The following is a 16,371-nucleotide window of genomic DNA, read 5'->3' on the forward strand; positions in this document are numbered from 1 at the left end:
TTTCGAGGAAACGCATCACCCATGAATGCCGCAAAACGTTACGAAATCTTTCGCAGGTTGCACGAAGACAACCCGGAACCGAAGACCGAACTGGCCTATTCCTCTGCATTTGAATTGCTCATCGCGGTGATTCTTTCAGCGCAGTCCACCGATGTCGGCGTCAACAAGGCCACGGCGAAGCTGTATCCGGTGGCCAACACCCCCGCTGCCATTTATGCCTTGGGGGTCGAAGGGCTGACGGAGTACATCAAGACTATTGGCCTGTTCAACAGTAAGGCCAAGAACGTGATCGAGACCTGTCGCCTGCTGGTGGAAAAACACGGCGGCGAAGTGCCTCAGACCCGCGAGGAGCTGGAGGCCTTGCCCGGCGTCGGCCGCAAGACCGCCAACGTGGTGCTCAATACGGCATTCCGTCAGCTGACCATGGCCGTGGACACCCATATCTTCCGGGTCAGCAACCGTACCGGGATTGCTCCCGGCAAGAATGTGGTCGAGGTGGAAAACAAGCTGATGAAATTCGTGCCCAAGGAATTTCTGCTCGATTCGCATCACTGGCTGATCCTCCACGGGCGCTACGTTTGCCTGGCCCGTAAGCCCCGCTGCGGCAGTTGCCGGATCGAGGACTTGTGCGAATACAAGCAAAAGACATCCGACGATTGAGGCGCTATTAGAATTATTGATTCACCGATTGAAAAAATCTTTTTTACCCGCCGGGAGAATGTCGATATAAGGAGCGCCAAAGGCAGTCTTAGCCTGGAGTAACAAAATGAGCACTGGCAAAGAGCAATTGGACGTAGAAGACGACTTCACCCCTGTTGAAGCCGATGACGCTGAACCGGTGGTTGAAGTGGCAAAAACCAACCTGAGCAAGCGCCGCACCATCGACAATCTGCTGGAGGAGCGCCGACTGCAGAAGCAATTGGCCGATTACGATTTTGATCTATGACACCTGAAAGCCTCCCGAAACGGAGGCTTTTTACTGAGTGTCGTCATACCAGGCCATTGCGCTGGGCCAGTTCGATCAAGTCCACCAGCGAGCGAGCATTGAGCTTCAACAACAAACGGGTTTTGTAAGTACTGACCGTCTTGTTGCTGAGGAACATTCCATCGGCAATTTCCTTGTTTGTCTTTCCACGGGCCAGCTGTTGCAACACCATCATTTCCCGCCCCGACAAACGATCCACCATATCGGCTTCACTGGCATTGCCAAGACTGGAGCGAACGGTATGCAAGGCTTGATTAGGGAAATAACTGTAGCCCGACAATACCGCCTTGATGGCGCTCAGCAGTTCAGTCAGGTCCTGTTGTTTGCAAACATAACCGGCGGCCCCCGATTGCATGCAACGCATTGAAAAATGTCCAGGTGCCTGTGAGGTCAGCACTAACACTTTCAACGGCAGCGCTACCGATGTCAGACGCGCGATGACTTCCAGCCCGTCCAGTTTCGGTATACCAATATCCAGGATGACAATATCCGGCATATGTTCGCGGGCCAGTTGCAATGCATCCACACCATTGTCTGTTTCTGCGATGACTTCGTAGCCATGACGTTCCATTAGCAAACGCACCGCAAGACGAATGACAGGGTGATCATCCACGATCAGCACTTTATTCATGGGCAAGTCCAATTTTCGCTGTTCGAATTTTTAGAGCCCGCACAATAGCCTAGTCGTTTCACCCGTGGCATGGCGTACCCCCCGAGCACCCACACCGAGAGACATTCCCTACAAGCATCAAGGATGATTCCTACAAAAAAACCTTGAATGTAATGAGGTCGAAACTATGAAATCTTAAGAACGCCTGACGTCAGGTGCATTTTTTTGTATCGGCTTACAACCAACACCACGCAGAACCGACACCACCACAACACCTCCTGCACTCTTTGCCTACAGGCCAATGCTGAAAGGTAACGGATATTGTCACCCTCAAAACCCATACCAGAACACAAGCTGTTAAATACCTATTTATCGGCAGAAGACCTCGTGTAACTCATGACATAAACTTTTGAAACAAGAACACCCAACATATAACAACAACGAGAACCACATTTACTCTATATAGTCATTCTTATTATGCTGAACGAACCACCCTCAATAACAACCATCCATGTAAAACCGACGACTACCAGTTACTTTATCCACACGAGAAAAAGCCATTATTCCATGAGTGAAGAACATGAAAAGACTCAAAAGAAGGATTTCGAATCCGATGACCATTATTGCGATATTTGCTGCACTTTCGGAAACCTCCGCCGCTGTATCACTGCCATTTCTCGATAATGACGAACGGAAAATCTACGTCTGGTTTTTAATCAGCTTTCCATTTTACTTACTCTTTCTTTTTTTCCTCACGCTCAACTTCAACTATCGATCGCTTTACGCTCCCTCTGACTTTGATAAAGACAAGTCCTTTATAAAAGCCATTGATAACGCCGAGCGCCCGGCCACCCCCGGCTTTTCATCAAGGGTGAAGAGATTTCGTCACTGGTTCTGGAGTGCGCAAGGCCCACCGCCCCCGATCCATCTGCACATAGGCATCCGGGAGCAGCACAGCGTCTATCTGCCGGGGCGATTGAAAGGGTTGAGCATCGTCGATACTCGCGGGATGGATACTCAGGCGGGCTACACCACCTTGATGGAGAAGATCCGCAAACTACAAAGTCACCCCATTAAGGTGATCGTGTTTCTTGCTTGCCGCGAGTCAGAGAAGTTACTGAAGGAAGGCGCACTCAAGCATTCAAAGCTGAAAAGGAAAGGCACACGCGAAACCTTTTGCATTGTCTACAACTTGAGCTCACAGGGCGTGACGGTGCTGGATCAGACGTTTGATGAGTGATCAGGAATGTATTGCTGAATGGATCGTAAAGAGTTGTGGCCCTGTCAATGACAGGGCCACAGCTTCATTTGCTAGGGCAAAGGTCTCAGAACAGCTTGCGACCCTTGTTGGCAGCAATACGCATGCGCAAGGCGTTGAGCTTGATGAAGCCCGCCGCATCGGCCTGGTTGTAGGCGCCGCCGTCTTCTTCGAAGGTCGCGATGTTGGCGTCGAACAACGATTCGTCGGACTTGCGGCCGGTGACGATCACGTTGCCTTTGTACAGCTTCAGGCGAACCACACCGTTCACGTGAGCCTGGGAAGCGTCGATCATCTGTTGCAGCATCAGACGCTCAGGGCTCCACCAGTAACCGGTGTAGATCAGGCTGGCGTATTTCGGCATCAGCTCGTCTTTGAGGTGAGCCACTTCGCGGTCCAGGGTGATCGATTCGATCGCACGGTGAGCGCGCAGCATGATGGTGCCGCCAGGGGTTTCGTAGCAGCCACGGGACTTCATGCCCACGTAACGGTTCTCGACGATGTCGAGACGGCCGATACCGTGTTCGCCACCGATACGGTTCAGGGTCGCCAGCACGGTGGCCGGAGTCATTTCGACGCCGTCCAGCGCGACGATGTCGCCGTTGCGGTAGGTCAGTTCGAGGTACTGAGCCTTGTCTGGAGCCTTCTCCGGGGAGACGGTCCATTTCCACATGTCTTCTTCGTGCTCGGTCCAGGTGTCTTCCAGCACGCCGCCTTCATAGGAGATGTGCAGCAGGTTGGCATCCATCGAGTACGGGGATTTTTTCTTGCCGTGGCGCTCGATCGGGATGTTGTGCTTTTCAGCGTAATCCATCAGCTTTTCACGGGAGAGCAGGTCCCACTCGCGCCAAGGGGCGATCACTTTCACGCCTGGCTTGAGTGCGTAGGCGCCCAGTTCGAAACGCACCTGGTCGTTGCCCTTGCCGGTCGCGCCGTGGGAAATGGCGTCAGCGCCGGTTTCGTTCGCGATTTCGATCAGGCGTTTGGCAATCAACGGACGAGCGATGGAAGTACCCAGCAGGTACTCGCCTTCGTAAACGGTGTTGGCGCGGAACATCGGGAACACGAAATCACGCACGAACTCTTCGCGCAGATCGTCGATGTAGATTTCTTTTACGCCCATGGCCTGAGCCTTGGCGCGGGCCGGTTCGACCTCTTCGCCCTGACCCAGGTCAGCGGTGAAGGTCACTACTTCACAGTTATAAGTATCCTGCAGCCACTTGAGGATCACCGAAGTGTCCAGGCCGCCGGAATACGCCAGAACGACCTTGTTTACGTCCGCCATGCCATCACTCCACGGGGTTTACGGAAAGCCGTGAAGTCTACCGCTCATACGGAATAATTTACAGTACCGCGACAGCTTATGACGACGAAGCGACAGATTCTTACGAGAGCGCGACGATGACCGCCGAGTCAGGATGTAGCCGCAGCGCCTGCGGAAGCAGTGGCCGGAGCCGTCGGTTTCTCGGTCGGAGCAACCCGCTCAAGACGCACCGCAACCCTGCGATTCTTGGCGCGGTTGGTCGCATTGGTGTTCGGCGCCAGTGGGTAGCGTTCGCCGTGGAAACGCATGGTGATCTGCGATTCCTGGATGCCATTGGCCTTGAAGAAGTCCATCACTGCCAATGCGCGGCGGCGTGACAGTTCGCGGTTGGTCAGGCGATTGCCGCTGTTGTCGGAGTGACCGTCGAGTTCGATGTGATTAACCGTCGGATCGGCTTTCATGAACTCCAGCATGACCTGCAGCTTGGCCTTGGCCTGCGGATCCAGATCGACACCTTCGCCGGGGAAACCGACTTCGGATTGCTTCACCTGCTCGAAATTCTGCGGCAACAGCTTGGCCACACAGCCCTGATAATCATTGAAAGCCTTGCTGAACTTGACCGGCAGCAGGCGAACTTCAGACACCCGGCCATCGCCGGACGCACGCCGGATCACCGGGCTGCGACCGTCCATCAAGCCACTGATCAGGCGCCCGGCCTGCACTTGCGAACTGTTGAACAACACGTTGCCGCTGCCGATGTTCACCGACCCCAGATTGATGTCGCCACGTCCCGGTTGCCATGGCGCAGCCGCCGCCAGCAAGGTCGCGGAGCCACCGCCGATCACCGAGTTGTAGGCTTTGAGACGAAAAATCGCCTGCTCACCCGCGCGACGCACAAACTCGCCGGAACCGAAATCGGTAATCGGCTGGGCCAGTCGGCATTCGAATTTATCCCCTTCGACCGTCCACTCAATGCTCTCCAGACGGGTCTGGAAAGTGAGCGCCATCGCGGGAAGGCTGGCAAACACACTGAGCAAGGCTAAATAACGCTGGCGCACGGGAGGCTCCACTGGCTTCTACAACAAAAAGACCGACACATACGTTTACGGCATACCTATTGGATATCGGAAGCTTGCTGCAAAACTTGATAGCGAGTGCCTGAGAGAGTCTTTTCCGGTAGCATTCCCCTCAGTTTGACCCGCCTGGAATCCCCTCATGTCCGACCGCCTGACCCTGCTGCGTCCCGACGACTGGCATATTCATCTTCGCGATGGTGCTGTTTTGTCCAATACCGTTGCGGATGTCGCGCGCACCTTTGGTCGCGCCATCATCATGCCCAACCTGGTACCTCCGGTGCGCAACGCCGCTGAAGCCGACGGCTATCGCCAGCGGATTCTCGCTGCACGCCCGGCCGGCAGTCGTTTCGAACCGCTGATGGTGCTGTACCTGACCGACCGCACCCAGCCCGAAGAAATTCGTGAGGCCAAGGCCAGCGGTTTCGTTCACGCCGCCAAGCTGTACCCGGCCGGCGCCACCACCAACTCGGATTCTGGCGTCACCAGCATCGACAAGATTTTCCCGGCGATCGAGGCCATGGCCGAAGTCGGGATGCCGTTGTTGATCCACGGTGAAGTTACCCGTGGCGATGTCGACGTGTTCGACCGCGAAAAAATCTTCATTGATGAGCACATGCGCCGTGTGGTCGAGCGTTTCCCGACGCTCAAAGTGGTGTTCGAACACATCACCACCGCCGATGCCGTGCAGTTCGTCAACGCGGCTCCGGCCAACGTCGGCGCGACCATCACTGCTCATCACCTGCTGTACAACCGCAACCACATGCTGGTCGGCGGGATTCGGCCGCACTTTTACTGCCTGCCGATTCTCAAGCGCAACACGCACCAGGAAGCCCTGCTCGACGCCGCCACCAGCGGCAGCGAGAAGTTCTTCCTCGGCACCGACTCGGCGCCGCATGCCCAGCATGCCAAAGAAGCCGCTTGCGGCTGTGCCGGTTGCTATACCGCTTATGCTGCGATCGAGATGTACGCCGAGGCCTTCGAACAGCGCAATGCGCTGGACAAGCTCGAAGCCTTCGCCAGTCTCAACGGCCCGCGCTTCTATGGCCTGCCGGTGAACACCGATCGCATTACTCTGGTCCGCGAAGAGTGGACCGCCCCAACCAGCCTGCCATTTGGCGAGCTGACCGTAATCCCGCTGCGCGCCGGTGAAAAACTGCGCTGGCGCCTGCTGGAGGAACACGCGTGAGTGAAGACCATTTCGACGACGAACAGGACGGTCAAGGCGGTGGAGGCGGTCCTCGTCATCCAATGGCTGCCAGATTCCGTGGCTACCTGCCGGTTGTCGTCGACGTAGAAACCGGTGGTTTCAACTCGGCCACCGACGCCCTGCTGGAGATTGCCGCGACCACCATCGCCATGGATGAAAAAGGGTTCGTTTACCCCGATCACACCTACTTCTTTCGCGTAGAACCGTTTGAAGGCGCGAACATCGAAGCGGCCGCCCTGGAATTCACCGGGATCAAGCTCGATCACCCGCTGCGCATGGCCGTGAGTGAAGAAACCGCCCTGACCGATATCTTCCGCGGCATCCGCAAGGCCCTGAAAGCCAACGGTTGCAAACGGGCGATCCTGGTCGGGCACAACAGCAGCTTCGACCTGGGCTTCCTTAACGCCGCTGTCGCGCGCCTGGACATGAAACGCAACCCGTTTCATCCGTTCTCCAGTTTCGACACTGCAACCCTCGCCGGTCTGGCCTACGGTCAAACCGTATTGGCCAAGGCCTGCCAGGCAGCCGATATTGACTTTGACGGTCGCGAGGCTCACTCGGCTCGCTACGACACCGAGAAGACCGCCGAGCTGTTCTGCGGCATCGTCAATCGCTGGAAACAAATGGGCGGCTGGGAAGACTTCAACGACTGATCCGGTCGCAGGGTTTTATCCCGCCCACAAAAAAACCGGCCTCGCGGCCGGTTTTTTTATGCCTGACGCTTGGGCTTACAGCGCCGCAGCGTGCTCGGTCAGGTAAGCCGCAACACCTTCGGTGGAAGCGGTCATGCCTTTGTCGCCTTTTTTCCAGTTGGCAGGGCAAACTTCACCGTGCTCTTCGTGGAATTGCAGTGCGTCGACCAGACGGATCAGCTCTTCCATGTTACGGCCCAGTGGCAGGTCGTTGATGATCTGCGAGCGGACAACGCCTTTGTCGTCGATCAGGAATGCACCACGGAAAGCAACGCCGTCAGCGGACTGAACGTCGTAGGCTTTCATGATTTCCTGCTTGATGTCAGCAGCCATGGTGTAGCGAACCTGGCCAATACCGCCATTGTTCACTGGGGTGTTGCGCCACGCGTTGTGGGTGAAATGCGAGTCGATCGACACGGCAACCACTTCAACGTTGCGCGCCTTGAAGTCAGCCATGCGGTTGTCCAGAGCGATCAGCTCGGACGGGCAAACGAAGGTGAAGTCCAGTGGGTAGAAGAACACCAGGCCGTATTTGCCTTTGATGGCCGACGACAGGGTGAAGCTGTCTACGATCTCGCCGTTGCCGAGTACGGCAGGTACGGTGAAGTCTGGAGCTTGTTTGCCTACGAGTACGCTCATTGAATATCTCCTGGTCTATTAACGTGAAGAACTGGATTCGCATCAGCCTGCCACCCTCAGGCGACAGCCCTGTGACACGATCCCCTTCGCAAGGACCGACCATCATACACGGCGTTTTTGAGCTGTCCTTAACGGATTTTCAGCGGCGCGTTAATTTCCGACTGTTACGGTTACTGTCGCAATGCCATGTCGCAAACCGTTCGTCAGCCATGGCCGTTTATAACGCGAAGCTTTCAGAAAGCACTTTGACAATCATTCTCGTTAACATTAAGATCCATCGCAATTGAGTCACAACCAGCGACGGTTCTCACTTATGTATGTCTGCCTCTGCACTGGCGTCACCGACGGTCAAATCCGCGATGCAATCTATGAAGGTTGCTGCAGCTATAAAGAAGTCCGTCAGGCCACCGGCGTAGCTAGCCAATGCGGTAAATGCGCCTGCCTTGCCAAGGAAGTGGTGCGCGAAACCCTGACCAAGCTGCAAACCGCCCAGGCCGCGATTCCATTTCCTGTTGAATTTACTGCCGCATAATTACCGTATTTCAAAGAACCGGACTAATGTCCGGTTTTTTTATGCCCGAAAATCAATCGCTTAGGCGCTAGACGCGGAACACAAACATTCTTATTCCGATTAATTTTCATATAACTTTCAATAACTTAGGTTTGACACTCTTAATTACGCGGCTCAAACTCTGCCTTATAGTCAGTTAATACAGGGCAGGACCCCATCATGAAAGGCGACATTACAGTCATCCAGCATCTCAACAAGATCCTTGCCAATGAGCTGGTCGCGATCAATCAATACTTTCTGCATGCACGCATGTACGAAGATTGGGGTCTGAACAAGCTCGGCAAGCACGAATACCACGAATCCATCGACGAGATGAAACACGCGGACAAGCTGATCAAGCGCATCCTGTTCCTAGAAGGCCTGCCGAATGTCCAGGACCTGGGCAAGCTGCAGATCGGCGAACACACCCAGGAAATGCTTGAGTGCGACCTGCGTATCGAACGCACCGGCCACGCGGACCTCAAGGTCGCGATCGCGCATTGCGAAACTGTCGGCGACTTCGGCAGCCGTGAGCTGCTTGAAGACATCCTTGAATCCGAAGAAGAACATATCGACTGGCTGGAAACCCAACTGGGCCTGATCGATAAAATCGGTCTTGAGAACTACCTGCAATCGCAGATGGGCGAAGAGTAAGAGCCGTGTAGGAGCTGTGTAGGAGCTGTCGAGTGCAACGAGGCTGCGATCCTGGCGATAGCAGCGACGACATCTCGACAACTTACATAGCGCAATAAAAAGCCCCGCCTTCTTTCGAGAGGCGGGGCTTTTTAGTTGCTGAAGATCAAAAGATCGCAGCCTCGTTGCACTCGACAGCTCCTACAGGAGGAGCCAATCGACTTAGGCTTCGGTCTTGGCGGCAGCTGCTTTTTCAACAGCCGCTTTGATCGTGGCCTGCAACGAACCGTCAGCAGCCATTTCGGTCATGATGTCGCTACCGCCGACCAGCTCACCACCAACCCACAGTTGCGGGAAGGTTGGCCAGTTGGCGTATTTTGGCAGGTTGGCGCGAATTTCCGGGTTCTGCAGGATGTCCACGTACGCGAACTTCTCACCACAAGCCATAACGGACTGCGCAGCTTTCGCGGAGAAGCCACACTGTGGGGCATTCGGCGAGCCTTTCATGTAAAGCAGAATGGTGTTGTTAGCAATCTGCTCTTTAATCGTTTCGATGATATCCATGGAGCACCTCGGCTGAACTTTCCGACTCAAGGGTCGGCACGGTGGCGCATTGTAACGGAAACCCGAGCGCCATGCTCGGTCTCCCCGACAGACTCGATCAAGCCGCCGCCACGGTCACCGGCACGCCGTTCAACGCCGCATTCCCCGACAACTCGTCGAGCTGACATTCGTCCGTCAGGTCATTGGCGCTGGACCCCGGCTGGCTGCTGGCGATCGTCATCTGTACACCCGGTCGCGCATGGCCCCAACCGTGCGGAAGACTGACCACGCCTTTCATCATATCCAGGCTGCCAAGCACTTCAACTTCGATCACGCCGACCCGGGAACTGACCCGCACCCTTTGCCCGTCCTTGAGCCCGCGGCTGGCCAGATCGTCCGGGTGCATCAACAACTGATGCCGTGGTTTACCCTTCACCAGACGGTGATAGTTGTGCATCCACGAGTTGTTACTGCGCACATGCCGGCGACCAATCATCAGCAACTCATCAGGGGCCGGAGCCTGCAACGCGGCAAAACGCGCCAGGTCTGCGAGGATCTCCGACGGCGCAGCCTGGACACGCTGGTTCGGCGTCTTGAGGCGTGGCGCCAGGTTGGATTTGAGTGCACCCAGATCAACACCATGAGGATGATCGAACAGAGTCGCCAGCGACAGTTTGTGCTCGGATGCATCGCCATACAGCCCCATGCGCAAGCCACGGTCGATCATCTGTGCCGGAGCGATGGTCGGTTTGAGCTCCTTGCCGGTCTTCGCCGCAAACGCCTGGGCCAGGCCGACGAAAATTTCCCAGTCGTGCAGCGCGCCTTCCGGCTTGGCCAGGATCGCCCGGTTAAAGCGCGAGACATTGCGCACGGCAAACATGTTGAACGTGGTGTCGTAGTGATCGTTTTCCAGGGCTGAGGTGGATGGCAGGATCAGGTCGGCGTAACGGGTGGTTTCGTTGATGTACAGGTCGACGCTAACCATGAACTCCAGCCCGTCCAGCGCTTGCTCGAGTTGCCGGCCATTGGGCGTGGACAACACCGGATTGCCGGCCACGGTGATCAGCGCCCGCACCTGCCCTTCCCCGCCGGTGAGCATTTCTTCGGCCAGCGCCGACACCGGAAGTTCGCCGCTGTATTCCGGCCGCCCGGACACCCGGCTCTGCCACCGATTGAAATGCCCGCCCGAGGTGGACGCCACCAGATCCACCGCCGGCTCAGTGCACAGCGCACCGCCCACGCGGTCGAGGTTACCGGTGACCAGGTTGATCAACTGCACGACCCAATGACACAACGTGCCGAAGGCCTGGGTCGAAACGCCCATGCGCCCGTAGCACACCGATGTCGGCGCCGCCGCAAAGTCCCGGGCCAGCTGACGGATCTGTTCGGCGGGCACCGCACACAACGGGCTCATCACCTCAGCCGTGAAACCCGCGACTGCTTCACGCACCTCATCCAGACCGTCCACCGGCAGATGACTGTCGCGAGTCAGGCCTTCAGCGAACAAGGTATTGAGCAGCCCGAACAGCAGCGCCGCATCGCCGCCGGGACGCACGAACAGATGCTGATCGGCAATCGCTGCGGTTTCACTGCGACGCGGATCAACCACCACCACTTTGCCGCCACGGGCCTGAATCGCTTTCAGGCGTTTCTCGACATCCGGCACGGTCATGATGCTGCCGTTGGACGCGAGCGGATTACCGCCGAGGATCAGCATGAAATCAGTGTGATCAATGTCCGGGATCGGCAACAGCAAGCCGTGGCCGTACATCAAATGGCTGGTCAGGTGATGGGGCAACTGATCGACCGAGGTCGCGGAAAACCGGTTGCGGGTTTTCAGCAGACCGAGAAAGTAATTGCTGTGGGTCATCAACCCATAATTGTGCACGCTGGGGTTGCCTTGATAGACCGCCACCGCATTCTGCCCGTGACGCTCCTGAATCCCTGCCAGGCGTTCGGCTACAAGATTGAAGGCGTCTTCCCACGCGATGGGTTGCCATTCGCTGCCCACGCGCTGCATCGGCTGATGCAGACGATCCGGATCGTTCTGGATGTCTTGCAGGGCCACCGCCTTGGGGCAGATATGCCCGCGACTAAACGTATCCTGCGGATCACCTTTGATCGAAGTGATCTGCACCCGGCCTTCGGCCTCGGTGGTTTCGATGGTCAGGCCGCAAATGGCCTCGCACAGGTGGCAGGCACGGTGATGGAGAGTCTTGGTCATGGCCAGTCTCTGACTTGTTCTGGGCGGGCAATGTCTGCCACGGGAACAAAACTATGGCGCGCGAACCGTCGCTGCGCCAGCGACGTTCGTCTTGTGAATCGGCGGCCATCAGGCCAGCCGATGGCGGTGCGGATTCAGTTCGGCGGCAACCGGGGCGGCGCCTGCAGCTGGATCTCCTGAATGGTTTCGATCTGCTCGTGGGCGACATGCACGCCAGTGAGTTCGCCGATCAACCGCCAGTGCTCATCAAGCCCGGCACTGATAGTGGCCATGCGGTCGATCATGCGTCGACCGGCAGCCTTGGTCACTTCGTCGTCGCTGCGCATCAACTCGAAGGACATCGAGGTCATGGACGCGGTGAGATGGGTCAGGGAGCGGGCCGTGAGGCCGAGTAATTCCATTAACTGCTGTTCTTTCGATTCCATTCCGGAGGCTTCCTGCATCGTCGTGAGGTAGTTATAACCCAGCACTTTGCATTAGCAAATGTTTCAGACCAGACACACTGTCAGTCCGCGCCGCGAATCACAGTCCAGAAACCGACTATCACTATGTCGTCCCCGCCCCGTTTGATTGCAATGCCCGGCGAGCCCGGTGTACAAATGACAGGCTGCAATAAGGAAACCGGCTTCAAAAGCGCTACTGCGGTCACACCGTAGCCCCTCTGAATTTCCCTAAAAACCGTAGCCCTATTGGTAAGACGCGACATTTAATTATAAGATCGCGCCTTCCCCTATTTCGTCGCCCCGTGCGGCTTACGCCGCAGGTCTCGCCCGTTTTTCAGTTAAACAAGGCTTTGAGTATCTGCGGTCTGTTGCAAAAAGGTAGTCAATGATGAGCGCAAGGCACTTTCTCTCCCTGATGGATTGCACGCCCGAAGAGCTGGTCAGCGTGATCCGTCGAGGCGTTGAGCTCAAGGACCTGCGTAACCGCGGCGTACTGTTCGAGCCTTTGAAAAACCGCGTCCTGGGGATGATTTTCGAGAAGTCCTCGACCCGCACCCGCATCTCGTTCGAAGCCGGCATGATCCAGCTCGGCGGCCAGGCGATCTTCCTGTCGCCGCGCGATACACAGTTGGGTCGTGGCGAGCCGATCGGCGACGCCGCCATTGTCATGTCGAGCATGCTCGATGCCGTGATGATTCGCACGTTTTCTCACAACACACTGACCGAATTCGCCGCCAATTCGCGCGTCCCGCTGATCAACGGCCTGTCCGATGACCTGCACCCGTGCCAGTTGTTGGCCGACATGCAAACCTTCCTCGAACACCGCGGCTCGATCCAGGGCAAGACCGTGGCCTGGATCGGTGACGGTAACAACATGTGCAACAGCTATATAGAAGCGGCGATCCAGTTCGACTTCCAGTTGCGCATCGCGTGCCCGGAAGGCTACGAACCAAACCCTGAATTCCTGGCCAAGGCCGGCGATCGTGTGACCATCGTCCGCGATCCTCAGGATGCCGTAGGTGGCGCTCACCTGGTCAGCACCGACGTCTGGACCTCCATGGGCCAGGAAGAAGAAACCGCCAAGCGCCTGAAGTTGTTCGCGCCGTTCCAGGTCAATCGCGCCCTGCTCGACCAAGCAGCGCCGGACGTGCTGTTCATGCATTGCCTGCCGGCCCACCGTGGCGAGGAAATCAGCCTCGACCTGCTGGACGACCCGCGCTCCGTGGCCTGGGATCAAGCGGAAAACCGTCTGCATGCGCAAAAGGCCCTGCTCGAGTTTCTCGTCATGCCGGCGTACCACCACGCATGAGCCAGCCATTACTGCTCAACCTGCGCAACCTTGCCTGCGGCTATCAAGACCAGCGAGTCGTGCAGAACCTCAACCTGCATTTGAATGCCGGCGACATCGGCTGCCTGCTGGGCTCTTCGGGCTGCGGCAAGACCACCACCTTGCGCGCTATTGCCGGTTTCGAACCGGTGCACGAAGGTGAAATCCAGTTGGCCGGCGAGACCATTTCCAGCGCCGGTTTCACCCTCGCGCCGGAGAAACGCCGGATCGGCATGGTCTTTCAGGACTACGCCCTGTTTCCGCACTTGAGCGTGGCCGAGAACATCGCCTTCGGCATCCGTAAGCATCCGCAAAAGGACCGCGTCACCGAAGAGTTGCTGGAACTGGTCAACCTGAAAAACCTTGGTAAGCGCTTCCCGCACGAGTTGTCCGGCGGTCAGCAGCAACGTGTCGCCCTGGCCCGCGCCTTGGCGCCGGAACCGCAACTGTTGCTGCTTGACGAACCGTTTTCCAACCTCGATGGCGAACTACGGCGCAAGCTCAGCCATGAAGTGCGAGACATTCTCAAGGCCCGTGGCACCAGTGCGATTCTGGTGACCCACGACCAGGAAGAAGCCTTTGCCGTCAGCGATCACGTAGGGGTTTTCAAGGAAGGTCGCCTGGAACAGTGGGACACGCCCTACAACCTGTATCACGAACCGCTGACACCGTTTGTGGCCAGTTTTATTGGCCAGGGCTATTTCATTCGCGGCCAGTTAAACACGCCGGAATCGGTGCAGACCGAGTTGGGCGAGCTACGTGGCAATCGGGCCTACACGTGGCCAATTGGCGGCGCGGTGGACGTATTGCTGCGCCCGGATGACATCGTTTACGCACCGGACAGTGCTTTGAAGGCCCGGATCGTCGGCAAGACGTTCCTGGGTGCTTCGACGCTGTATCGCTTGCAGATGCCAACGGGTGCGCAGCTGGAATCGATCTTCCCGAGCCATGCCGACCATCAGGTCGGTGCGCAGGTGGGGATTCGGGTGGTAGCGGAGCATCTGGTGTTGTTCCAGGCCTCCGGCAGCACGGCGGCGCAGATTCCGACAATTGAATCCGGAGTCCGCCGCTACAGCACCGCCAACTAACACCAAAACCTGTAGGAGCGAGGCTTGCCCGCGAAGGCACCGTGTCAGTCGACGTCATTATCGGCTGGTCAGACGCCTTCGCGGGCAAGCCTCGCTCCTACAAAGACGTCATCCGAGCAATAACCTGCCACTCGCCACCAACGTCGCATTCCCCCCAATCTTGACCCGCTCCCCTTCCAACCGACAGAACAGCTCCCCGCCTCGGGCCGAGCACTGGTAGGCCGTCAGCATCGTTTTGCCCAACCGTTTCGACCAGTACGGAATCAAGCTGCAATGGGTCGACCCGGTCACCGGATCTTCATTGATGCCAATCGCCGGCGCGAAGTACCGGGATACAAAATCATGTTTGTCACCCTTGGCCGTGACGATTGCGCCCGGCCACGGCAGTTTCGCCAATGCTGCCATATCAGGTTTGCAATCAAGCACCGCCTGCTCGGATTCCAGCACCACCAGCAGCTCATTCGAACCCAACACATCGACTGCTTCCACACCCAGCGCACGCTCGATATCCAGGGTCACGCCGACCTCCGACGGCACGATCGCCGGGAAGTCCAACCACAACCGCCCACCTTCACGACTGACGCTCAACGGGCCGGATTTGCAGATGAAATCCAGGCGCTCGACCGGCTCCTTATACATTTCGAACAGCACGAACGCGCTGGCCAAGGTCGCATGCCCGCACAGCGGCACTTCGGTCGTCGGGGTAAACCAGCGGATATGCCAGGCCTGTCCTTCGCGCACCACGAAAGCGGTTTCGGCGAGGTTGTGCTCGGCGGCGATCTTTTGCATCAACTCATCGGCGAGCCAGGCATCAAGCCGATACACCATCGCCGGATTGCCACTGAACGGTCGATCACTGAACGCATCGACCTGATGAAATTCAAGCTGCATAACCCTCTCCCTAAGTCCGACCGTCGAGCATGAAGCCGCGACTTATTCGGCACCAGTGACAGTGAAGTCCAATTTTCACCATACACCCCGGATAGACAATGTTCGTCAGACGCGACCGATATCGGCGAACGTGGCTTGGGTGTGCTCAGCCAATACCGCGGGCGCCAACTCCACCTCCAGACCACGCCGCCCCGCACTGACAAAAATGCTGGCGAAGGGCTGTGCCGAGCTATCGATAAACGTACGCAGACGTTTCTTCTGCCCCAACGGGCTGATGCCTCCCAGCAGATAACCCGTCGCTCGCTGTGCCGCCGCCGGGTCGGCCATTTCGACTTTTTTCACGCCCGCCGCATGGGCCAGGTGTTTTAAGTCGAGACTTCCGACGACCGGCACCACCGCCACCAGCAATTCACCTTTCTCACTGGCCGCCAGCAATGTCTTGAACACCTGCGCCGGGTCCAACCCCAGTTTTTCCGCTGCCTCCAGACCATAGGACGCCGCCTTCGGATCATGTTCGTAACTGTGCACACGATGTTCGGCGCGAACTTTTTTCAACAAATCCAATGCGGGGGTCATGGCAGCTCCAGGCTTGGCGGCAGCAGAAAAATACTGCCTCGGATTCTAGGCCATTGATCAACAAAAGGCTCTATTGCGGTGCTATTTCAAAGGCTTGGCGAAGCCCTGCCACACGGGTTCACGCGCAATTCAAAACGCCATCAACACGATCATTCACAAGACGAATAGTTTAAATATGACTGACGGTTCACTTTCGACCTTTGACAGCGGCGTTTCTTGTCTATATTTTTTCGTTTGCGAATACTGTAGGAATGATCCGGAAGTAGTACGCGGCAGTAGACCAAAATCAGGATGGGGATCCTGACTCGGTGAAAATCGCGCCTTGGCCAAGATGACAAGGCGCCAGACAACAACAAAAAAGAGGT

The 16,371-nt window shown here is 57.0% G+C and carries 18 protein-coding genes; 9 read left to right on the forward strand and 9 right to left on the reverse strand.

The genetic code is table 11. The features are described from left to right. Window positions 1–21: 21 nt before the first annotated feature. Together nth and LOY68_RS25430 are read left to right on the forward strand one after the other, a co-directional pair. Window positions 22–660, forward strand: coding sequence for an endonuclease III (gene nth / locus LOY68_RS25425; RefSeq protein WP_054613670.1), 639 nt, complete (start codon window positions 22–24; stop codon window positions 658–660). Window positions 661–766: 106 nt separating this feature from the next. Beyond that, the gene (locus LOY68_RS25430; RefSeq protein ID WP_007898493.1) at window positions 767–946 is read left to right on the forward strand and encodes a PA3496 family putative envelope integrity protein; all 180 of its coding nucleotides are present in this window, start codon (window positions 767–769) and stop codon (window positions 944–946) included. Window positions 947–989: 43 nt separating this feature from the next. Here LOY68_RS25430 and LOY68_RS25435 read toward each other — a convergent pair whose 3' ends face one another. Continuing rightward, complete coding sequence (locus tag LOY68_RS25435; RefSeq protein ID WP_054045186.1) at window positions 990–1,616, reverse strand: response regulator transcription factor; 627 nt, start codon at window positions 1,614–1,616, stop codon at window positions 990–992. Between the two features lie 559 nt (window positions 1,617–2,175). Between LOY68_RS25435 and LOY68_RS25440 the strand changes: the two genes are divergently transcribed. Beyond that, on the forward strand, window positions 2,176–2,835 hold the full coding sequence (locus LOY68_RS25440) for a hypothetical protein (protein WP_265040623.1): 660 nt from the start codon (window positions 2,176–2,178) through the stop codon (window positions 2,833–2,835). Window positions 2,836–2,920: 85 nt separating this feature from the next. On the opposite strand, the gene LOY68_RS25445 is transcribed toward LOY68_RS25440, so the two are convergent. Both LOY68_RS25445 and LOY68_RS25450 read right to left on the reverse strand, forming a co-directional pair. Continuing rightward, complete coding sequence (locus LOY68_RS25445; RefSeq protein WP_007898502.1) at window positions 2,921–4,138, reverse strand: argininosuccinate synthase; 1,218 nt, start codon at window positions 4,136–4,138, stop codon at window positions 2,921–2,923. A 128-nt stretch (window positions 4,139–4,266) separates the two neighbouring features. Beyond that, a complete protein-coding gene (locus tag LOY68_RS25450) occupies window positions 4,267–5,175 on the reverse strand; it encodes a flagellar protein MotY (protein ID WP_054045192.1) in 909 nt (302 codons plus the stop codon). A gap of 157 nt (window positions 5,176–5,332) precedes the next feature. Between LOY68_RS25450 and pyrC the strand changes: the two genes are divergently transcribed. Further along, window positions 5,333–6,379, forward strand: a complete 1,047-nt coding sequence (pyrC, locus tag LOY68_RS25455) for a dihydroorotase (protein ID WP_054045193.1) — start codon at window positions 5,333–5,335, stop codon at window positions 6,377–6,379. Then, complete coding sequence (rnt, locus tag LOY68_RS25460; RefSeq protein ID WP_054045196.1) at window positions 6,376–7,053, forward strand: ribonuclease T; 678 nt, start codon at window positions 6,376–6,378, stop codon at window positions 7,051–7,053. Before pyrC ends, rnt begins: the two co-directional genes overlap by 4 nt. Window positions 7,054–7,128: 75 nt before the next feature. Here rnt and LOY68_RS25465 read toward each other — a convergent pair whose 3' ends face one another. Beyond that, window positions 7,129–7,731 carry a peroxiredoxin gene (locus tag LOY68_RS25465; RefSeq protein ID WP_054045198.1) on the reverse strand — a complete coding sequence of 201 codons (603 nt, stop codon included), beginning with the start codon at window positions 7,729–7,731 and terminating at the stop codon, window positions 7,129–7,131. Between the two features lie 313 nt (window positions 7,732–8,044). Here LOY68_RS25465 and LOY68_RS25470 point away from each other — a divergent pair, with 313 nt between their 5' ends. Both LOY68_RS25470 and bfr read left to right on the forward strand, forming a co-directional pair. Beyond that, window positions 8,045–8,263: a bacterioferritin-associated ferredoxin gene (locus LOY68_RS25470; RefSeq protein WP_008057530.1), complete on the forward strand. Its 219-nt coding sequence runs from the start codon at window positions 8,045–8,047 to the stop codon at window positions 8,261–8,263. A gap of 198 nt (window positions 8,264–8,461) precedes the next feature. Further along, window positions 8,462–8,935: a bacterioferritin gene (bfr, locus tag LOY68_RS25475; protein WP_150709830.1), complete on the forward strand. Its 474-nt coding sequence runs from the start codon at window positions 8,462–8,464 to the stop codon at window positions 8,933–8,935. Between the two features lie 201 nt (window positions 8,936–9,136). Here the strand turns inward: bfr and grxD are convergent, their stop codons facing one another. The 3 genes from grxD to LOY68_RS25490 form a co-directional block, all read right to left on the reverse strand. Beyond that, on the reverse strand, window positions 9,137–9,478 hold the full coding sequence (gene grxD, locus LOY68_RS25480; RefSeq protein ID WP_054045200.1) for a Grx4 family monothiol glutaredoxin: 342 nt from the start codon (window positions 9,476–9,478) through the stop codon (window positions 9,137–9,139). Window positions 9,479–9,575: 97 nt separating this feature from the next. Next, complete coding sequence (locus LOY68_RS25485; protein WP_265040634.1) at window positions 9,576–11,681, reverse strand: molybdopterin oxidoreductase family protein; 2,106 nt, start codon at window positions 11,679–11,681, stop codon at window positions 9,576–9,578. Between the two features lie 134 nt (window positions 11,682–11,815). After that, a complete protein-coding gene (locus LOY68_RS25490; protein WP_054045204.1) occupies window positions 11,816–12,106 on the reverse strand; it encodes a hypothetical protein in 291 nt (96 codons plus the stop codon). Between the two features lie 406 nt (window positions 12,107–12,512). Between LOY68_RS25490 and argF the strand changes: the two genes are divergently transcribed. Together argF and LOY68_RS25500 are read left to right on the forward strand one after the other, a co-directional pair. Continuing rightward, window positions 12,513–13,433: an ornithine carbamoyltransferase gene (argF, locus tag LOY68_RS25495; protein ID WP_265040636.1), complete on the forward strand. Its 921-nt coding sequence runs from the start codon at window positions 12,513–12,515 to the stop codon at window positions 13,431–13,433. Then, entirely contained in the window at window positions 13,430–14,539 is a 1,110-nt protein-coding gene (locus tag LOY68_RS25500; RefSeq protein WP_265040638.1) for an ABC transporter ATP-binding protein, read from the forward strand. Before argF ends, LOY68_RS25500 begins: the two co-directional genes overlap by 4 nt. A 108-nt stretch (window positions 14,540–14,647) precedes the next feature. Here the strand turns inward: LOY68_RS25500 and LOY68_RS25505 are convergent, their stop codons facing one another. Both LOY68_RS25505 and ybaK read right to left on the reverse strand, forming a co-directional pair. Beyond that, window positions 14,648–15,430, reverse strand: a complete 783-nt coding sequence (locus LOY68_RS25505) for a PhzF family phenazine biosynthesis protein (RefSeq protein WP_265040639.1) — start codon at window positions 15,428–15,430, stop codon at window positions 14,648–14,650. Between the two features lie 105 nt (window positions 15,431–15,535). After that, window positions 15,536–16,006: a Cys-tRNA(Pro) deacylase gene (ybaK, locus tag LOY68_RS25510; RefSeq protein ID WP_054045216.1), complete on the reverse strand. Its 471-nt coding sequence runs from the start codon at window positions 16,004–16,006 to the stop codon at window positions 15,536–15,538. Window positions 16,007–16,371: the final 365 nt, after the last annotated feature.

The organism is Pseudomonas sp. B21-053, from assembly GCF_026016365.1.
Lineage (GTDB): Bacteria > Pseudomonadota > Gammaproteobacteria > Pseudomonadales > Pseudomonadaceae > Aquipseudomonas > Aquipseudomonas nunensis.